Raw genomic sequence first — 17811 nt, forward strand, 5'->3', positions numbered from 1 at the left:
CAAAGTTCAATTAGTGTAGACTAACCACTTTGGTAATCTTCCAATTAGCATCTATTTTTGCCCAGAAGATTACGAACTTTCCTATTTGAGAAGGAGTATCTGCACTTTCCTCATTATTTTTGAAAGTATGTTTTCCAAATTCTATTGCTCCAAAACCTTTTATTGTATACACTTCTATGCTACCAGAAACTAAATGCCTAGTTACTTTTCCGCAGATATTCTTTTCTGTAGCTTCTAAAATATCCTTTTTTGAAGTCATTAATCCACCCTGGTCATGGAAGAATTCTATGGAATCTGAATATATTTCTTCTTGCCTTTTCATATCACAGCGATTATAAGCATTAAAGAATTCTGCATCCATTGCAACAATTTCCTTATATAAATCTGTATTATCAGGAACATATTCCTTTGTAATATTTTCTTTTGAAGGCTGAAATGTAGAACAGGAAACTAACGTAGAACTAATGAGAAAAATGCATAATTTAAAAACGGATTTAGTACTCATGTTGTTTGATCTTTTAAAATTTGAAAACATCATTAATCCTTGATAGGAAACCAGATTTCTTCTTCAGAAGTTGGATCTTCATTTCTATACTTTTCACCCATCACAGCAAAATGCGGCCGATGGTCTAATTGAAATTCTGAATTTGGTAACCAATCTTGTAAGACACTTTTATATATAACTGAAGCTTCACTGCCTTTTCCTTTATATTTAAAAACCGCATATTTGCCAGCAGGAATAATTAGACTTTCCATTTCTGAAGGAATTCTATTGAAATTAGAAACCTCCACTGCAGCCCATTTTTCAAACTCTAATGTTGGATCAAAATCTTCAAAAAAGTTTGGCAGCTTATAAATTTCAATAGAGTATAAATTAGCATTTAAAGTGTTTAAAACTTCCTTTTTTCGGGGCATAAAACTTTTCCACAGACTTGGTGTCTGATTGCTGGAGAAGGACATGATTTTCCGTTTTCCAACTAGTTTTATTTGCGAGATATTCTCTATTCTTATTGGTTCTGGCATATACATTTAATAAAACTGCTTAGTCTTTACCATAATTGAGTTGAAGTCTTTCTTATTCAGCATTTTTAAATGCTAATGGAAGGTAAAATAGTTTCTGAAAATTATTTCATCTAATTTAATTTAAATCGAAGGAAATAAAGACGTGTTCAGATTATATTATTTAATCAAACTTTCTTTAACCGGTTTTCCTCTCCAAAATTCTGGAATCTCAAGGCCAAGTAAGTAAGCAATCGTAGCTCCTGTATCGTAGGTAACTATAGTGCTGTTCATTTTTCCTTGATTTGATATTCCTTTACCATAGGCAATCCATGGAATTTGTACTTCTTTCAAGGTTTTTCCGCCGTGGCTTTTTCTATCACCACCATGATCTGCAGTTATTATAATAATTGTTTCTTTTAGAAGACCTTTTTCCTCGATACTATTAATCATTTCACCAATAAGTTCATCAATTTTTTCAATTTCATTGTAATATTCAGGGGAATCGAAACCAAGTTTATGTCCTGTATGATCGGCATCATCTAAATGAATAAAAGTAAAAACTGGGTTTTCTTCAGTTATAAAGCTCGTAGCCTTTTCTACTGTTTTAGTGTCGGTTTCCCCGTTATAATCTAGTTCCACAAGTTCTCTTTCAAAAAGATTTCTAATTCCACCCCAAGTATAAATAGCTCCTGTTTTTTCTTTTGGTAACTGAGTGTCTATCAAACTAAAGATAGTAGGATAAATTCCGCTTTTTCCAAGATTTGCTGATGGTAATTCAGGTTCTCTGCTATCCCATTTGGTAAATCCATGCAACTCTGGACCAGAGCCCATAAGCATAGAAGCCCAATTTACGGCACTAGATGAAGGGAGCACCGATCTTGCTTCTAAGGAATAGCTTCCATTTTTCATCATTTTTCTGATGTTCGGAATTTTCGCTTTTTCGAATGCGTAGGCTCCAAAACCGTCAACCCCAATTAGGATCACGTGTTTTGCCTGCTGAATATTTTGTTCTTGAGAAATGACTGTTTGGGAACTGCTGCAGGAAATTAACGTAATTATTAAGCTGAGTATTGAAAATTGCTTCAGGAGATTTTTGAACATCAAGAAAATTTAAGTGATTGAATGTGTGCTAATTTAACCAATTTTGTTTTTAATTTAAAACCGAAGAGTTGTTGCTATATTGGCCAAAACGCATACCTGGAAAGAAAATTATTAAAAAGTTAAGAATTTTAGAGAAGCTAGATTTTTTAAATGCAATTTTCAACAGAGATATTTGGCTCTTCTTTCGGAAACCCACCATTTTGTTGGGAATTTATTTTTGAAAATAAATAAAAATGAATCAGTTTAATAAGTAAGTTTATACCTTAAAACTCTAATGTTTAAACATATATGACTTCAGTTAAATTTGTTTTGTTTTTATTCTTTTCTATAATTTCCCTTAAAGGGATGTGCCAAAAAGATACTTATTTGGTAAAGCTTCAGCCAAAGGAAAAATTATTAGTTTCAGATTTTTATATTTCCGAAGTTATAGATAACCGAATTTCAAAAAATGGAATTGGTGTAACACAAAAAGGCGCATTTAATAAGCAAGTAGTTGCCAACTTTATTGAAGATTTTGTACCACATTTACAAAACACATTTTACCTATTGCTTCCCCCTGCCGAAAATAAAGAAGAGCTTTCAGCAATTATACATAAACTCTATATTTCTGAAAGGACTACCACAATGACTGAAGTTGGCACTTGTGAGGTGGAAATTGAATTTTTAAAATCTATAGATGGAATTCAATACAGCTTAGGGAATTATGCTGCCAAAGTAGAAGGAAAAGGTCTAGACGTTTCCAATAAACATGACGAGAGGATTTTGGAAGCATTAACACAGATTATTAATGAAGTTTCTGTAGTAGTTGACCAGAGAGAGTTGAAGGACTTGCCAACGGCAAATCTTGAAGGAACTAATAAGAAATTAGATTTCTCTGAAGGCTTAAAAAAAGGATTGTATTACAATTTTAATGATCTTATAAGTAATTCCCCTAAAGATACTCTAGCATATAATGCCAAACTAATTGCCGAAACTAAGAAGTTCGAACATTATATGGTGTATTATCCAAATTCTAAAAAGCGAATTAAAAATCTTTTTGGATATTCAGATGGAGAAAGTATCTATCTAAATGTTTTTAAATATACTCTAGCTGAATATTTTATTAAATCTAAATTTTTTGGTAGGTACGTCTATTTTGAAGACCAGTATGATAATAAGAATGTTTCTGCAGCTTTTGGAATGGTAGGAACATTGGCATCAACTAAATTACGAGGTATTATATTAGACAGTCAAACAGGTATTATTACTGAGCTAACGGATAATATGATGGAAGCTTTGTTAGAGCAACAACCTCAGTTGTTACAAGAATATAAAGGTGGAGAACGGAAAATTGAAGATATTAGGGCTATTATTAAAAAGCTTAATGATACATTCAAAGAGAAGGAACTTTAAGAATATATTCGATTTTTAAAAAATTTAAGTTTTAAATTTAATTATCTTTTTAAGATCTCGATTCGGTTGAGGGTCCAAACTTTGAAATAAGAACTTCAAATTTGGGAGATGGATTTAAAAAAAAAACACATCTTTGAAAGCATATATATATACGGATTTAATAATTTGTAGGCTCTACCGTTAGGTGTTTTAAATAGCAATTATAGCTGCGTTTAGTTGTTTTCTGTATAATGTGATTTCATCATAAAAGTTGCTTCCTGCCTATTTATAAGTTTAGGATAACAATTGTAATTAAAATTTAATTATATTTAGGGACCCTGCACTTTTTATAATATTGATTTTTTGGAAATATTCTTTCTGAATAAAAAACCGCCATATGAAAAAACTGCTCCTCTGTTTCTCATTACTATTATTTTTGCAATCTTGTTGGTACACAAATCATGATGATGATGATGATTATCCTGGAATGAGAAGTAGTTATGAGCCCATAACTCAATCTCGAAATGATTTTGAAAAGAGTATTAGTATTTTAGGGGAACGCCCAGTAATTAACTCGGGTAAAATATATGTTAAAGATGATCTTATTTATTTAAATGAATTGGGAGAAGGCTTCCATATTATAGATAATTCCGATCCAACTCAGCCTAATCCGGTTGCTTTTTTGAAGATTCCATTGGCTACAGACCTGGCTATTAGGAACAATATTTTATATGTACATCATGCCGTAGATCTCGTTGCTTTTAGCTACTCGTTAAATTCAAATACCTTAAATATTGTACATAGGGAGCGAAATGTTTTTCCTGAATTACGATCCCCAGAAGGACTTGAACCCTCATTTTACAATGTTCCAGAAAATGAAATTGTAATAGGTTATCAACAACTAAACTAAGAAGATGAAAAAAATTATAATACTTTGTCTTTCCATTTTGATGATTGGTTGTGATGCTGAAGGTGATAATTCACTTCCCAACTCTGTAGACGGTTCTGGAGGATCCCTTGCGAGATTTTCATTAGTGGGTGATTATTTATATACGGTAGATGATCAATCTCTACGAATCTTTGATATTTCTAATCCTGAGCAACCAAATTTTATAGGTACTAAACAAATAGGTTTTGATATGGAAACTCTCTATTCTTTAGATGAATATTTATTTGTTGGTAGTCGCCTTGGAATGTTTATTTTTGATATTTCCGATCCGAAATTTCCGCTTCAGCTATCTAAAGTAGAACATGTACGCAGTTGCGATCCTGTGGTCTCTTCTGGCGATTATACCTATGTAACACTACATACTAATGCAGGTTGCGCCGGGAATGTTAATCAGTTAGAAATTTATAATACTCAAGATCTTTTAAGACCAGAACTATTAACAACAATTACTCTAGATCGTCCTATTGGTCTAGGTCTTTATGGAAATTATTTATTGGTTACGGATGAAAATGTAGTACGCATTTTTGATGTTACCAACCCAGCACAACCAGATCTTGTTGGTGGAATTGAAGAAGACGCCTTCGATCTTATTATTCGAAACAACGATTTATTTATTATTGGAGAAAAGTCACTAAGTCAATATTTGCTAAATCCAGAAGATATGGAGGATATAGTTTTTAAGAGTTCAATTGATTTTTAAATGCTGTTGAATGTAATATTTAAAAAATCTACGTTTTTGGAAAACATCTAAAAAGAAAAAAACCTTCGGATTTCTCTGAAGGTTTTTCTTTGTGCGGGCGGGGAGACTCGAACTCCCACACCTCGCGGCACCAGATCCTAAGTCTGGCGTGTCTACCAATTCCACCACGCCCGCATTTCCATTTTACAACACTTAGGACTCGTTATAAAAATGCTTACCTAGATAAGCGGCTGCAAATATACATAAATGTTTGAATATTCAAATAGTCCAACAAGAAAATATCAATTTATTACCTTTACCTGATTTCAAAATAAAAAGCATGAAGAATTTAGATAAATATGTTGAAGAAAATAAAGATCGGTTTATAGAAGAACTTATAGAATTACTTAAGATTCCTTCTGTAAGTGCAGACCCTGCCTATAAAAAGGATGTTTTGTATACTGCCGAGGCGGTAAAGAATGCTTTGAAAGAAGCAGGATGTGATTCAGTAGAAATTTGTGAAACTCCGGGATATCCAATCGTTTTTGGAGAAAAAATAATCGATAAAGATCTTCCAACAGTATTAGTTTACGGTCATTATGATGTGCAACCGGCAGATCCTATCGAACTTTGGGATAGTCCGCCATTTGAACCGGTAATTAAAAATACTAAGGTTCATCCTGAAGGAGCCATCTTTGCTCGTGGAGCTTGTGACGATAAAGGACAGATGTATATGCATGTAAAGGCCTTGGAGTATATGACCAAGACAGGGAGTCTTCCTTGTAATGTGAAATTCATGATAGAAGGAGAAGAAGAAGTTGGAAGTGAAAGTCTAGGTTGGTTTATAGAACGGAATAAAGAAAAGTTAGCCAACGATGTGATCTTGATCTCTGATACTGGAATGATCGCAAAAGACACACCTTCTATCACTACAGGATTACGCGGATTAAGTTATGTTGAAGTTGAACTTATTGGTCCAAATAGAGATCTGCACAGCGGATTGTACGGTGGAGCAGTTGCAAATCCTATTAATGTGCTAACAAAAATGATCGCTTCATTAACTGATGAAAACAATCATATCACCATTCCTGGATTCTATGATAAGGTAGAGGAGCTGAGCAAAGAAGAACGTGCGAAAATGGCAGAAGCGCCATTTTCTTTAGAAAAATATAAAGAAGCTTTAGATATCGAAGATGTTTATGGTGAAAAAGGATATTCTACTAATGAGCGTAATTCCATAAGACCTACATTAGATGTAAATGGTATTTGGGGTGGATATATAGGTGAAGGTGCTAAAACTGTAATTGCTAGTAAAGCTTTTGCTAAAATTAGTATGCGATTGGTACCGAATCAAGATTGGAAGGAGATCACAGAGTTATTCAAAAAACACTTTGAAAGTATTGCGCCTAAAGGAACTAGAGTATTAGTAAAACCTCATCATGGAGGACAAGCTTATGTTACGCCAATTGATACTGTAGAGTATCAGGCAGCGAGTAATGCTTATAAAGAATCGTTTGGGAAAGAACCAATTCCGCAACGAAGTGGAGGAAGTATCCCTATTGTGGCACTTTTCGAAAAGCAATTAAAAAGTAAGACTATTTTAATGGGCTTTGGATTGGATAGTGATGCTATTCACTCACCAAATGAACATTTTGGGATCTGGAACTATTTAAAAGGAATTAAGACGATTCCTTTATTCTACAAGCATTTTACAGAAATGACAAAGAAGTAAGAGTCACATTAATCTATTTATGTCAATCGGAGCTTTTCGAAGCTTTATTTTTGTTATAAAGCACATTTCGACAAGCTCAATGTGACAAGCCTATTTTTACAAATCTATTATAACAAAAAGGTCGATTCTTTAATTAGAATCGACCTTTTATTATTTAAATAATCTTCGCCATGCTCAGTTTGACATTTTACTGAAAATAATTTCCCGCAGATTGCACAGATTTACCCAGATTTATTTGCGTCTATCAGCCTGATCTGCGGAAATATTTTTTTGCTTTCACTTCGGAGTCAGAAGATCCCAACGTAACCTATAGTTTCTTCACATATTGGGTGATAAGAACAATTTGTTGGCCATCTACTCTGCCTTCAATATAATCGGCATTTTCATGATCTAGGGAAATTCGGCGTACTGCGGTTCCTTGTTTTGCAACCATACTACTTCCTTTTACCTTAAGATCTTTTATAAGTACCACGCTATCCCCAGCCTCTAAGATCACTCCATTGCTATCTCTGTGGACAATAGTTTTTGATGCAGGATCTGCAACTTCAGTAGCTTTTGCCCATTCTTTTACATCCTCTTCCATATACATCATATCCAAAAGATCTTGTGGCCAGCCTTCATTTTTAAGTTTGTTCAGCATTCTCCAAGCAACTACTTGTACAGCGGGAACCGTACTCCACATGCTATCATTTAAACATCTCCAATGATTAGCTTCAACTTTTTCAGGATCTTCAAGCTGTTCTTTACAAGTATTACATGCAAGAATTGCACTTTCGGCACCATTAGTTGGGCTTTCCGGCACTTCGTAGATCTGAGGGTCTTCAGTTGAACTACATAATTCACATTTTGATCCACTACGCTGAAATAATTCTTGTTCTACACTCATTGTTTTTATGTTTTGGAGGTAAAGGTAACCGATTCTTTAAAATACAGAAATGGAATATATCCATCCATTTTTTATTATAATAGCTATCTCGTCACCCTGAATTTATTTCAGGGTGTCATTTTATAGTATTGATTTATAGTGTTATGAGATTCTGAAACAAGTTCAGAATGACGTCTGTTTTTAGTTGATGTTATTTTACTAAGAAACAAAATAGAATTTTTCAGAAGTAAATAATCAGAAATAAAAGTTGCTCTATGTTTGTAGAACTAAATATTTCCTCTACATTTGTAGAGCAATCTAATAATTCAAATTAATATGCAATTATCAAATTCTGAAGAGCAACTCATGCAGATTCTCTGGAAACAGGAAAAAGCATTGATGAAGGATCTTATTGAAGCTTATCCAGAACCAAGGCCAGCAATTACTACGGTGGCGACTTTATTAAAAAGAATGCAGGATAAGAAATTTGTAGATTACACTCAACAGGGACGATCAAGAGAATATTTTCCTTTAGTTAGAAAAAAGGACTATTTCTCCAAACATGTAAATGGTTTAATAAAAAATTTCTTTAACGATTCTAGCTCTCAGTTTGCTTCTTTTTTTACCAAAGAGACAAATTTGAGCAAGACCGAATTGGAAGAACTTAGAAAAATTATAGATCAAGAAATTAAAAGTAAATAGTTATGGAAATGTATTTATTAAATTCCGCTGCCTGCTTAGCTATACTATTGCTTTTCTACAAGTTGGTTCTAGAAAATGAAACCATGCATCAGTTTAAAAGGTTTTATTTATTAGGTTCAGTTCTTATAGCCCTCATAATTCCCCTTATTACGTTTACAACTTATGTAGAGGCATCTACAGATTCTCTTCGGGAATTTTCTAGTTCTCCATTGATAATTTCTGAAACAGATACTTCGTCAGAACTAAATTGGGCCACTCTTCTGAGGATTATATACGGACTAGGAGTGGTGCTTTTTAGTATTAAATTTTCATCAAATTTGATTAGTTTAATTAGAAGAATTCAGCAAAACCTGAAGCTGAAAAGTAAAAGTTATGTCAATGTTCTTTTAAGTGATAAAGTAGTTCCACACACTTTTTTCAATTACTTATTCTTTAATAAGGAAGAGTTCATTAACAATCAAATTCCTTTAGAAGTTATAGTTCATGAAGAAGCGCATGCCAATCAATTACACAGCTTGGATATCTTATTCATGGAACTATTACAAATTATATTCTGGTTTAATCCCCTAATTTATTTGGCTAAAAATGCCATTAAATTAAATCATGAATTTCTAGCCGATCAATCGGTTATAAAAAATGGAATTGAAACCTCCATATATCAAAGAACCTTGTTGGCATTTTCATCAAATGCCCAATCAAGCAAGTTGGCAAATGCTTTTAATTATTCATCAATCAAAAAACGATTTACAGTTATGAAAACACACACATCCAAAAGAATGATCTGGAGCAAAGGACTCCTATTATTACCGCTATTAGCAATCTTGCTCTTCAGCTTTAGTTCAACAAAAGTTATTGAAAAAGAAGTGTCTAATGCTTATTCTGAAAGCTTAAAAACTGCTTTAAATAAAAAAATGATCTATCAGGATATTGCCACCAAAAAGATGGTGAAGGAATATAACACATTAGCAAAGAAATATAATTCTTTACCTAAATCTGAGCGTACAATTAGCCGAGAGGAATTAAGTAGAATGATTTATATTTTTGACCGAATGAATAAAAATCAACGAGATAGCTCTGAAAAATTCCCAGAAATAGTTGTTCCAAAGGATGCTCCAGCCCCACCAATGCCAACGATGGAGAATAATATACGTGGAGTGATTCCACCTCCACCACCGCCTGCACCTAGTGTGGAAGTTGAAATTCATGATATGGATGGGAATTCTGAAATGATGCCACCCCCGCCACCACCAGTTCCTTCTGTTCACATGAAAGAGCTAGCTGAAAAAGGAGCAATATTCTATTTTGAAGGCAAAGAAATCACAGGAAAAGAAGCGATTAAAGTTACTAGAGAATTTAAAAGTATAAACATTCAAGTGAGAGATATCAATTCTAAGAAACCAATTGTGAAGTTATCTAAAGACCCTATTGTAGTAGATTAAATACTATTTAAATAATTTAAAGGCTTCTCGACCATCGGGAGAGATCTCAAAGGAGCCGGATGCTTCAGGTAAATAAGAGATTTCTCAGTCGCCAAAAGCTCCTTCGAAATGATACTTTCATAAAGCAAAAAGGTTTGATTTATTTTATATGAAACTGCCAAGAGGTTCTTTTAATGAGGAACCTCTTTTTATTGTTGAATATTTTTTTTATGTTCAATATAGTTATCTACCAATTTTTCCATGATTGCTAGAGTAAGAGTGCCTTGTGAAAGGATGACCTCATGAAAGTCTCGGATATCGAAATTTGCTCCTAATTCCTTTTCGGCTTTTTTGCGTAACTCCCGAATCTTTAACTCTCCAATTTTATAAGAAACCGCTTGTCCTGGCCATGAAATATATCGATCTACTTCGGTATTGATCTCATGAAAAGAGAGTGCAGTATTAATTCTTAAATAGTCAACCGCTTGTTCTTTGGTCCAACCTAATGCATGAATTCCGGTATCTACTACCAATCTGCACGCCCGCCATTGTTCGTATGTGAGTTTACCAAACATCTCGTAAGGGGTTGTATAAATGCCCATTTCTTCTGCTAAGAATTCTGAATATAATCCCCAACCTTCTCCGTAGGCTGAAAGATAAAAGCGTCTTCTAAATTTAGGAATACTATCTCCTAATTCTGAGTTTAGTGAGATCTGTAAATGATGTCCTGGCACAGCCTCGTGAGCTGTAAGAGATGGTAGCACATAAAGAGGTCTGCTAGGTAGATCATACGTATTTACCCAATAATAGCCAGGCTGAGTGTCTTCTTGTGGAGAGATGTATCTTCCTGTAGTATATTTTGGTGCAATAGCATCGGGCACTGGTGAAACTCCATAAGGTTTACGCGGTAATTTCTTGAAGAACCTGGGTAATTCAGCATCTATCTTTTTGGAGATATTGCGAGCTTCTTTTAAAAGATCTTCTGGAGTTTTCGCATAGAACTGAGGATCGGTCCTTAAGAAGAGTATAAATTCTTCAAAGGAACCTTCAAAATCAACCTCCTTGATAATTTGCTTCATTTCAGTATTAATGCGCGCTACCTCTTTTAATCCAATATCATGGATCTCCTCTGCCGTTAAATTTAGAGTGGTGTAATAATTAAGTCTATTCTGATAAAATTCTCGCCCGTTAGGAATTTCTGAAACTCCTAAGCTAGTTCTAGTTTTAGGTAGATATTGCTTATCGAAGAATTTCTTGATCTTTTTAAATTCTGGCAATACCGATTGCTTTATCGCTTTTTCGGCAGCTTGTAAAATCGAATCTTTTTGGGTTTCAGATAAACCGGAAGGCAAATCTTTAAATGGAGAATAATAATAACTGTCCTTGTAATTTTTAAATAGTTGATCGTTATACGTGCTTTCATAACCTTCAAAGATCACTCTAGGTTGTGTGATTCCTAATTTTAAGCCTTCTCTGAGTAAAATAAGATGCTGATCTACATATTCCGGAATCGCATTTAATTTGTTGAGGTATGTTTTTACCTGAGAATAGTCTGCGAGTTGGGTGACATTATATGGTAAGCTTAAATGAAATCCTGCGTCTGATAGTAATGGATTCAGGTATAATTTATAATCAAAAGTATCTATTGTTTCCTGAAGTTTGTATTTTAAAAGCTCTAAAGAGATCATGTCTGTTTGGGACATTTCAGAAGCATTTAATAAATTTAGCTTTTTTAATTGTTCACTTGCAAAAAGTGATTCTCTTCGATAATGATCTTCTGAATAAAGTCCTAGTGGAAATTCTTTAACCTCATAACTTTTGTGGTCTTGAACTTGGTCTATGATCTTATGAAGTTCTTCGGATCTCTGCTGAGAAAAGAATGTTTGAAATGTGAAAAAACAAAAAAAGAGAGTAATTATTAATCTGAAGCCTTTCATATAGGGATATTAAATTATTCAGTCTTAAAGATAGAATATACTAATGAAAATAGAAAATCTAGACAAATCGCCCGTAAGCCTCAATTTCGCTAAACTTTCAGATATTTTTATTTCAAAAGCTTCAGTTTAATTCCCTAATATGCGATTTCCTAATTTCATGATCACCGCCTTAGCTTCTTCAGGGTTTCTAGGGACTTCTTCCACTATGAGTTTGCCCTTTTCTTGCTTTAAAAGATAACTAAACACAAATTTAGGATCTTCAGCTTCAGAATTAAAAGCACCGAAACGCAAATCGTTAAAGTAAAGTTTACCTTCCCTCTGTGATATAGTATACCAGCCTTGAGATATAGCAATTATTCGATCTAAATTATTTTCATCCTTATAAGAGTCGACTAAAAAATGATTTTTCGGAATACTTTTAAAAGTTATAGGCTGGGAATCGAAGAGAGAGTAATCTGCAATTAAATAAGCGTCTTCCAATTCTATATTTGCAGACCACATTATGGTGTTAAATGGGCTAGGCCTGGTTTGGATCTGCTTATATGTAATATTTTGTTCTTCTAAAGCGTTTGTAAACTTATAATAAGTAATTCCTTTTAAGCCGATTGTACACAGCATGTAAGCACTACTTATAATAAGCCCAAGATTATTATATTTCTTTCTTTTAATAGATCCGCGTTTAGATCTCATTGCGAGAATTACGAAGATTAGAAAAGGAAAGGTATAAAGAGGGTCTATAACAAAGATATTCTTGTATGCGAGTCTTAGGTCCAATGGCCAAAATAGCTGCGTTCCCCAAGTTGTATGAGCATCTAACAACGGATGCGTCAAAAACCCCCAAAACATTAACCATGACCAATCTTTCCAGCTTACTCCAGTTTTCCTTTCTAACTTAGAAATAAGCCAGCCAAAGATTGGAGCGAAAAGAATTGAAAATACTATGGAATGTGTAAATCCTCTGTGGATCTCAATAGCACTAAGTGTATCAGTGAAAAGTGGTGCGAATGAATCTAGATCTGGAATAGTTCCGGCAATTGCGCCGTAGAGCATCGCTTTATTTCCAACCTTTTTTCCTAAAACGGCTTCTCCAATTGCTGCTCCTAGTACTATCTGCGTAAGTGAATCCATCTAAAATATTAAACTTTGGAGAGTAAAGATTTAAATACAACATAACCAAAACCAGCAAAAAGCATTAAGTGAAATATAATTAGTCCAAAGTCTTCCAGCACAAACGCACTATAAATAGCAAATCCAAAGTAGAGCCAAAGTAAGCCTTCTACAATGGTGCTTAAAGATAGATTTCTGGATAAATATTTGTTGCCTTTCCAAGAATCTTTTAGATTATTAATATTGAATTTTGGGGTACGAATAAAGTCACTCTTTTTTCCGAAATGGCCTTCTAATACTGCAAGCGAGTTATGCACAGAAAATCCCATTGCGATGGAGAAAAAGGTTAAGAACATTCCTATAAATTTAAAAAAACTGCCAATGCCTTTTCCGTGGATCTTGGCATAGGTAACCCAATAACAGATAAAGAAAATAAGCGTGCTTATTGCAAAAAAAGCTATTACATTAAAATAGCTGCTAAACTGCGGATTTGTATTTTTAATATAAAGAACAGGAACGCTTAAAATGGCTAATAATAGTATCAATAAGAACATACTGGAGTTTAGTAAATGAAAAAATCCGTGGAATTTTGTTCCTGCACTTAGTGTTTTGTCAAATAGCAATTTTGAGTAGTTCTTCTGAAAATTCTCTGCCGCCCCTTTATTCCATCTAAATTGTTGAGATCTTGCAGCGCTGATAACTACGGGTAATTCAGCGGGGGTTTCTACGTTTTCCAAATATTTAAATTTCCACTTCTTCATTTGCGCCCGGTAACTTAGATCTAGATCTTCAGTAAGTGTATCTCCACTCCAGTTGCCAGCATCCATAATGCATTCTTTTCGCCATATTCCGGCAGTACCATTAAAATTGATGAAATGCTTTCCGAAATTTCTGCCGACTTGTTCCAGAATAAAATGAAAGTCCAGTGCGAAGGCCTGAATTTTAGTTAGTAGGGAATAATCTCTGTTAATATGCCCCCATCTAGTTTGTACCACTCCAATATTTGGATCTTTAAAATAAGGCACTGTTTGAAGCAGCCAATCTGACTTAGGCATAAAATCTGAATCGAAGATCGCTATGAATTCTCCTTTTGCAATTTTAAGACCTTCTTTTAAAGCTCCGGCTTTAAAGCCCGTTCTATCTATTCTAGTAATATGCTGTATGTCTAATCCTTTCTTCTGAAGTTTTTGAATTTGTTCAGCAGTTGTGGCTATAGTTTCATCTGTAGAGTCATCTAGAACCTGTATTTCCAACTTGTTTGTGGGATAATCTATTTTCGAAATATTTTCAAGCAACCTTTCTACCACATACATTTCATTGTAAAGAGGCAGTTGAATAGTAACTGTAGGAATTTCTTCAGGATTGGAAAAATTATATTTTGCACTGTTGTCGTTCTTCTTTTTGGATCTTAGATAATTTATTAGCAAACTCAATTGAGAAAGGCTGTATAATAAAATAAGCAAGAGTGCGAGTGTGTAAATTAATATAATCGCGAAATCCATTATTTAAAACTGTATTTAAAAATCCAAGTCAATATTTTAATCCCTGCAAAGATAGCCCCTTTAATAGTTCCTGAAACTTTTGAGACACCAATCCTGTTTTTATAATGCACGGGCACTTCTATATACGAAAATTTTTGCTTTATGGCTTTTAATTGCATTTCTACCGTCCAGCCATAAGTCTTGTCCTGCATATTCAATTGTAGTAATTTATCATACTTAATAGCTCTAAAAGGTCCAAGATCTGTAAAATTAGCATTGAAAAATAATTTCATGAGGGAAGTTGCAAGCCAATTTCCAAATCGCTGTGGCAAAGTCATCGAACCATTTTCTCGCCATCTTCTAACACGAGATCCAATTACGATATCTATATTATCTTCAATTATTGGAGCAATAATCTGTGTCAATTCCGCAGGGTAATCGCTGTAATCACCATCCAGAAAAACAATGATACCTGGCTTTTCCAATTTTTTAGAAATATAATCCATGCCTTTTAAGCAAGCATAGCCGTATCCTTTTCTGGCTTCAAGTAAAACGGTAGCTCCGGCAATTTCAGCAACTTCTGCAGTGCGGTCTGTAGAGTTATTACTAATTACTATAATCTCTGAAACGATTTCTGGTATTTCTTGAATTACTTTACCAATAGAAGCTTCTTCATTAAAAGCAGGGATAATAACTACAATAGGATTATTCATTTAAAATCGTACTTCGGGATTGTCATTCTTAAATTTAATCAACGAGGTCCATTCCCCTATTTTATTATTGTGAAGGTACTTTTCAGCTTTTTTCAACTGGTTATTTTTATAAATTAAGGCATAACCTTCCTTCAATCCATTATGAAATTTTACTTTTTCAATATTATCACCTTCGTAAAACACCCACCAACCATTTTCTAACCCATTATCAAATGTGCCTTCTTTTAATAAGGATCCATCTTTGGAATAGGAAAACCAATATTGATTAGATTTTCCGCGAAGATAATGCCCTTTTTCAGAAACAGACTTATTAGAATAGTAATAGATCCAATAATTTTCTTTTAATCCATCTTGCTGCCAGCCCTCGGCCTTTAAAACACCTGAATCATAATATTCTTTGATATAAATCTTTTTTTCAACCTGTTTAGTTTTAATAATAAAAGTGAAAAACAGTATTGAAAACAACAATAATTTATAGATCATTTTAAAATTGTTAATTATGAAGACGTAAAAAAAACGAAAACTAACATTTTGTCAAATTGCTAGTCCTCAATTATTTTGATTAGAACTAATTACAAATTGGATTATTTATGTTCTTTCTAATATATCAGCAAATGAATTTTCTTTTCATTTTTCTGCTCTAACCTACGTTGTTATTAGCCTAATGGTTTTTAAATCGTCTTTGATTTTATTTTTTTAAAAAACGTGTTTTTTAAAACCAAACATTTTTTCTCACGTATATAGGAGTGTAATTAACAATCAAAATATTTCAAAAATGAAAATTAAAATGAATTTTATAACAAGTTTATGCTTGTTTTTTCCTGCCATTTTGTTGGCTCAAAGCCCTGTAAGCGGATTTATGAAAAATAAAGGGGAGGGCGCTGCAGTAGTTTCTTACTCTTATGAGAAATATGACAAAGTGTTTTTGGTTCCAGCAGAGATAGACGGAGTGCCAGTTTTTAATGAGGTTTCGGTTTCCAGTATTTCTTTATATGGTGAATTTGGTATTACAGATAATTTTGATGTAGTCGTAAATGTTCCCTACATAAAGGCTAAAGGAAGCGCAAGTGAACAGGTATTGGCAAATAATGGTTTCGAGAATGAAAGAAAAGGTATCCAAGATTTTCAAATCTTCGGTAAATACAGATTTAAATCTTTCGGTTTCGAAAAAAGCAAATTGGATTTAATAGGTGCCTTAGGTCTTCAAACTCCACTTGGAGATTATAAAGCTAATGAAGGAATTCAATCTATTGTCGCAATAGGAAACCAATCTACAAGTTTTACCGCTATGGGAATTGCAATGTTCAAAACAAATGCAGGAGTTTTCACAAGTGGACAATTGGGTTATAGCATAAGAGGAAATGACGTTCCAAATGCCTTGTTAAGCGAACTTAAAATTGGGTATGCAGCTTCTAAATTTTATGTAGATGCGTTTATCGCAAATCAATTATCAGATAAAAAAGGAACAGATATCTTACAAGAGGGTTTTACAGGATTCTTCCCTGAAACTCGAGTAAACTCTACAAGAATTGGGTTGAATGCTTATGTTCCAATATATAGTGGAATTGGCTTAACTGGAGGTGTAAATTCATATATCGCAGGGCGTAATTTAGGTAAGGCTACAGGTTTTTACGGTGGTTTAGCTTATTCTTTCTAATTAATTATTCTTAAAAAACATTAAATGATAAATAAAAATATACTTTCAAAAATGTTGCTTGCTGTTGTGGCAACTTTCACCTTAGTTTCTTGTGAAACAGAATCAAATTACGAAGAAGAAGTTCCTTCTATAGCAAATATTGCAGTTTCTAACGCCGGTTTTAGTGTGCTGGAAGCAGCCGCTGTACAAGGTGGAGTTGCTGTGGTTCTTAGTAATAACAACCCAAATGATGCCTCTGGGGACTACACCGTTTTTGCACCTACTAATGATGCTTTTGCAAGACTAGGTTTAAATGAAGAAACTTTAGGAGTGTTACAAACGCCATTTTTAACTAATACCTTGTTGTATCACGTTTCTAACGGAAACCTTTTAGGAAATGCTATTTATGGAGGAGGATCTTCTACTTCAGTTTTAGGATTGGATAGAAGATTTATTGAACGTGGAAATGATACCTTTATTAACGGATCAAAAATTCTTGCAACTAATATTAATGCAAGTAATGGGACTGTGCATGTAATAGATAAGGTAATGATCGCTACAGGAGTAGATATCGTACAATCTGCTATTGCATTACAGAGTTCTCAAGTATTCACTTCTCCAGAATTATCCTTTCTAGTAGAAGCGGTAATTTATGCAGATCTTGCTGGGGCATTAACTGCTTCTGCTGGAAGCCCTTCTTTTACAGTATTTGCTCCAACAGACCAAGCATTTAAAGATCTTGGAACTGCATTGGGATTAACTTTTACAGTACCTGCAGATATAAGACAACTACCTAAGGATCTTGTTGCAACTGTATTGTTAAACCATGTAATAGGAAACAACGGAAAATTTACTAGTGAATTAAATGCAGGAACTGTAACTCCTTTAGGTGGTGAGGATCTTACTTTAGGAGCGTTTACAAATGGAACCTTAACAGTTACTGGAGCAGGAAATGCTCAAGCTGCCAATATGGTTATTCCAGATGTACAAACAACTAATGGTATTGTACATGTTATTGATAGAGTATTATTGCCGAATTTGAATTAAGCTAATTTGCTAAGTGAAAAGCCGCCTAAGATAATTAATATCGAAGGCGGCTTTTTTATTTTCTTTTTTTA

General features: G+C 33.8%; 17 protein-coding genes and 1 tRNA gene. 8 read left to right on the plus strand and 10 right to left on the minus strand.

What is annotated here, in order from left to right:
- Nucleotides 1-10: 10 nt before the first annotated feature.
- From I130_RS02250 to I130_RS02260, 3 genes are all read right to left on the minus strand, one after another.
- Nucleotides 11-505: a nuclear transport factor 2 family protein gene (locus I130_RS02250; RefSeq protein WP_034918647.1), complete on the minus strand. Its 495-nt coding sequence runs from the start codon at nt 503-505 to the stop codon at nt 11-13.
- Nucleotides 506-537: 32 nt separating this feature from the next.
- On the minus strand, nt 538-1023 hold the full coding sequence (locus I130_RS02255; protein ID WP_034918966.1) for a GyrI-like domain-containing protein: 486 nt from the start codon (nt 1021-1023) through the stop codon (nt 538-540).
- Between the two features lie 156 nt (nt 1024-1179).
- Nucleotides 1180-2103, minus strand: coding sequence for an alkaline phosphatase (locus I130_RS02260; protein WP_034918651.1), 924 nt, complete (start codon nt 2101-2103; stop codon nt 1180-1182).
- 288 nt (nt 2104-2391) lie between these two features.
- Between I130_RS02260 and I130_RS02265 the strand changes: the two genes are divergently transcribed.
- The 3 genes from I130_RS02265 to I130_RS02275 all read left to right on the plus strand — a co-directional run bounded on the left by I130_RS02265 (nt 2392) and on the right by I130_RS02275 (nt 5123).
- Entirely contained in the window at nt 2392-3495 is a 1104-nt protein-coding gene (locus I130_RS02265) for a hypothetical protein (RefSeq protein WP_034918653.1), read from the plus strand.
- Nucleotides 3496-3871: 376 nt separating this feature from the next.
- On the plus strand, nt 3872-4384 hold the full coding sequence (locus I130_RS02270; protein WP_034918657.1) for a hypothetical protein: 513 nt from the start codon (nt 3872-3874) through the stop codon (nt 4382-4384).
- Nucleotides 4385-4388: 4 nt separating this feature from the next.
- Nucleotides 4389-5123, plus strand: coding sequence for an LVIVD repeat-containing protein (locus tag I130_RS02275; protein ID WP_034918661.1), 735 nt, complete (start codon nt 4389-4391; stop codon nt 5121-5123).
- Nucleotides 5124-5215: 92 nt separating this feature from the next.
- Here I130_RS02275 and I130_RS02280 read toward each other — a convergent pair.
- A tRNA-Leu gene (locus I130_RS02280) sits at nt 5216-5297 on the minus strand.
- A 145-nt stretch (nt 5298-5442) separates the two neighbouring features.
- Here I130_RS02280 and I130_RS02285 point away from each other — a divergent pair.
- Complete coding sequence (locus tag I130_RS02285) at nt 5443-6834, plus strand: dipeptidase (RefSeq protein WP_034918666.1); 1392 nt, start codon at nt 5443-5445, stop codon at nt 6832-6834.
- Between the two features lie 307 nt (nt 6835-7141).
- Here the strand turns inward: I130_RS02285 and I130_RS02290 are convergent, their stop codons facing one another.
- Nucleotides 7142-7720: a PhnA domain-containing protein gene (locus tag I130_RS02290; RefSeq protein ID WP_034918669.1), complete on the minus strand. Its 579-nt coding sequence runs from the start codon at nt 7718-7720 to the stop codon at nt 7142-7144.
- A gap of 315 nt (nt 7721-8035) precedes the next feature.
- On the opposite strand from I130_RS02290, the gene I130_RS02295 reads away from it, so the two are divergent.
- Nucleotides 8036-8401, plus strand: a complete 366-nt coding sequence (locus I130_RS02295) for a BlaI/MecI/CopY family transcriptional regulator (RefSeq protein WP_034918672.1) — start codon at nt 8036-8038, stop codon at nt 8399-8401.
- 2 nt (nt 8402-8403) lie between these two features.
- The gene (locus I130_RS02300; RefSeq protein ID WP_034918675.1) at nt 8404-9840 is read left to right on the plus strand and encodes a M56 family metallopeptidase; all 1437 of its coding nucleotides are present in this window, start codon (nt 8404-8406) and stop codon (nt 9838-9840) included.
- A gap of 188 nt (nt 9841-10028) precedes the next feature.
- Here I130_RS02300 and I130_RS02305 read toward each other — a convergent pair whose 3' ends face one another.
- The 5 genes from I130_RS02305 to I130_RS02325 form a co-directional block, all read right to left on the minus strand.
- Entirely contained in the window at nt 10029-11756 is a 1728-nt protein-coding gene (locus I130_RS02305; protein ID WP_034918680.1) for a DUF885 domain-containing protein, read from the minus strand.
- Nucleotides 11757-11882: 126 nt separating this feature from the next.
- Nucleotides 11883-12884, minus strand: a complete 1002-nt coding sequence (locus I130_RS02310) for a metal-dependent hydrolase (protein ID WP_034918684.1) — start codon at nt 12882-12884, stop codon at nt 11883-11885.
- A gap of 8 nt (nt 12885-12892) precedes the next feature.
- Nucleotides 12893-14365 (minus strand): cellulose synthase family protein, encoded by a 1473-nt coding sequence (locus I130_RS02315; RefSeq protein ID WP_034918687.1) that lies wholly within the window; start codon nt 14363-14365, stop codon nt 12893-12895.
- A complete protein-coding gene (locus tag I130_RS02320; RefSeq protein ID WP_034918690.1) occupies nt 14365-15057 on the minus strand; it encodes a glycosyltransferase family 2 protein in 693 nt (230 codons plus the stop codon). The genes I130_RS02315 and I130_RS02320 overlap by 1 nt, the downstream gene beginning before the upstream one ends.
- Nucleotides 15058-15540: a toxin-antitoxin system YwqK family antitoxin gene (locus tag I130_RS02325; RefSeq protein WP_034918694.1), complete on the minus strand. Its 483-nt coding sequence runs from the start codon at nt 15538-15540 to the stop codon at nt 15058-15060.
- Between the two features lie 292 nt (nt 15541-15832).
- Here I130_RS02325 and I130_RS02330 point away from each other — a divergent pair, with 292 nt between their 5' ends.
- Together I130_RS02330 and I130_RS02335 are read left to right on the plus strand one after the other, a co-directional pair.
- Nucleotides 15833-16714, plus strand: a complete 882-nt coding sequence (locus I130_RS02330; protein WP_034918699.1) for a hypothetical protein — start codon at nt 15833-15835, stop codon at nt 16712-16714.
- A gap of 24 nt (nt 16715-16738) precedes the next feature.
- On the plus strand, nt 16739-17740 hold the full coding sequence (locus I130_RS02335; RefSeq protein ID WP_034918702.1) for a fasciclin domain-containing protein: 1002 nt from the start codon (nt 16739-16741) through the stop codon (nt 17738-17740).
- Nucleotides 17741-17811 lie beyond the last annotated feature (71 nt).

The sequence above is a fragment of the Gillisia sp. CAL575 genome (assembly GCF_000403785.1).
Classification (GTDB): Bacteria; Bacteroidota; Bacteroidia; order Flavobacteriales; family Flavobacteriaceae; genus Gillisia.

Excerpts from the sequence above, each read along its gene's own strand:
- I130_RS02250 (WP_034918647.1), bottom strand. The coding sequence starts at position 505 with ATGAGTACTAAATCCGTTTTTAAATTATGCATTTTTCTCATTAGTTCT.
- I130_RS02255 (WP_034918966.1), bottom strand. The coding sequence starts at position 1,023 with ATGCCAGAACCAATAAGAATAGAGAATATCTCGCAAATAAAACTAGTT.
- I130_RS02260 (WP_034918651.1), bottom strand. The coding sequence starts at position 2,103 with ATGTTCAAAAATCTCCTGAAGCAATTTTCAATACTCAGCTTAATAATT.
- I130_RS02265 (WP_034918653.1), top strand. The coding sequence starts at position 2,392 with ATGACTTCAGTTAAATTTGTTTTGTTTTTATTCTTTTCTATAATTTCC.
- I130_RS02270 (WP_034918657.1), top strand. The coding sequence starts at position 3,872 with ATGAAAAAACTGCTCCTCTGTTTCTCATTACTATTATTTTTGCAATCT.
- I130_RS02275 (WP_034918661.1), top strand. The coding sequence starts at position 4,389 with ATGAAAAAAATTATAATACTTTGTCTTTCCATTTTGATGATTGGTTGT.
- I130_RS02285 (WP_034918666.1), top strand. The coding sequence starts at position 5,443 with ATGAAGAATTTAGATAAATATGTTGAAGAAAATAAAGATCGGTTTATA.
- I130_RS02290 (WP_034918669.1), bottom strand. The coding sequence starts at position 7,720 with ATGAGTGTAGAACAAGAATTATTTCAGCGTAGTGGATCAAAATGTGAA.
- I130_RS02295 (WP_034918672.1), top strand. The coding sequence starts at position 8,036 with ATGCAATTATCAAATTCTGAAGAGCAACTCATGCAGATTCTCTGGAAA.
- I130_RS02300 (WP_034918675.1), top strand. The coding sequence starts at position 8,404 with ATGGAAATGTATTTATTAAATTCCGCTGCCTGCTTAGCTATACTATTG.
- I130_RS02305 (WP_034918680.1), bottom strand. The coding sequence starts at position 11,756 with ATGAAAGGCTTCAGATTAATAATTACTCTCTTTTTTTGTTTTTTCACA.
- I130_RS02310 (WP_034918684.1), bottom strand. The coding sequence starts at position 12,884 with ATGGATTCACTTACGCAGATAGTACTAGGAGCAGCAATTGGAGAAGCC.
- I130_RS02315 (WP_034918687.1), bottom strand. The coding sequence starts at position 14,365 with ATGGATTTCGCGATTATATTAATTTACACACTCGCACTCTTGCTTATT.
- I130_RS02320 (WP_034918690.1), bottom strand. The coding sequence starts at position 15,057 with ATGAATAATCCTATTGTAGTTATTATCCCTGCTTTTAATGAAGAAGCT.
- I130_RS02325 (WP_034918694.1), bottom strand. The coding sequence starts at position 15,540 with ATGATCTATAAATTATTGTTGTTTTCAATACTGTTTTTCACTTTTATT.
- I130_RS02330 (WP_034918699.1), top strand. The coding sequence starts at position 15,833 with ATGAAAATTAAAATGAATTTTATAACAAGTTTATGCTTGTTTTTTCCT.
- I130_RS02335 (WP_034918702.1), top strand. The coding sequence starts at position 16,739 with ATGATAAATAAAAATATACTTTCAAAAATGTTGCTTGCTGTTGTGGCA.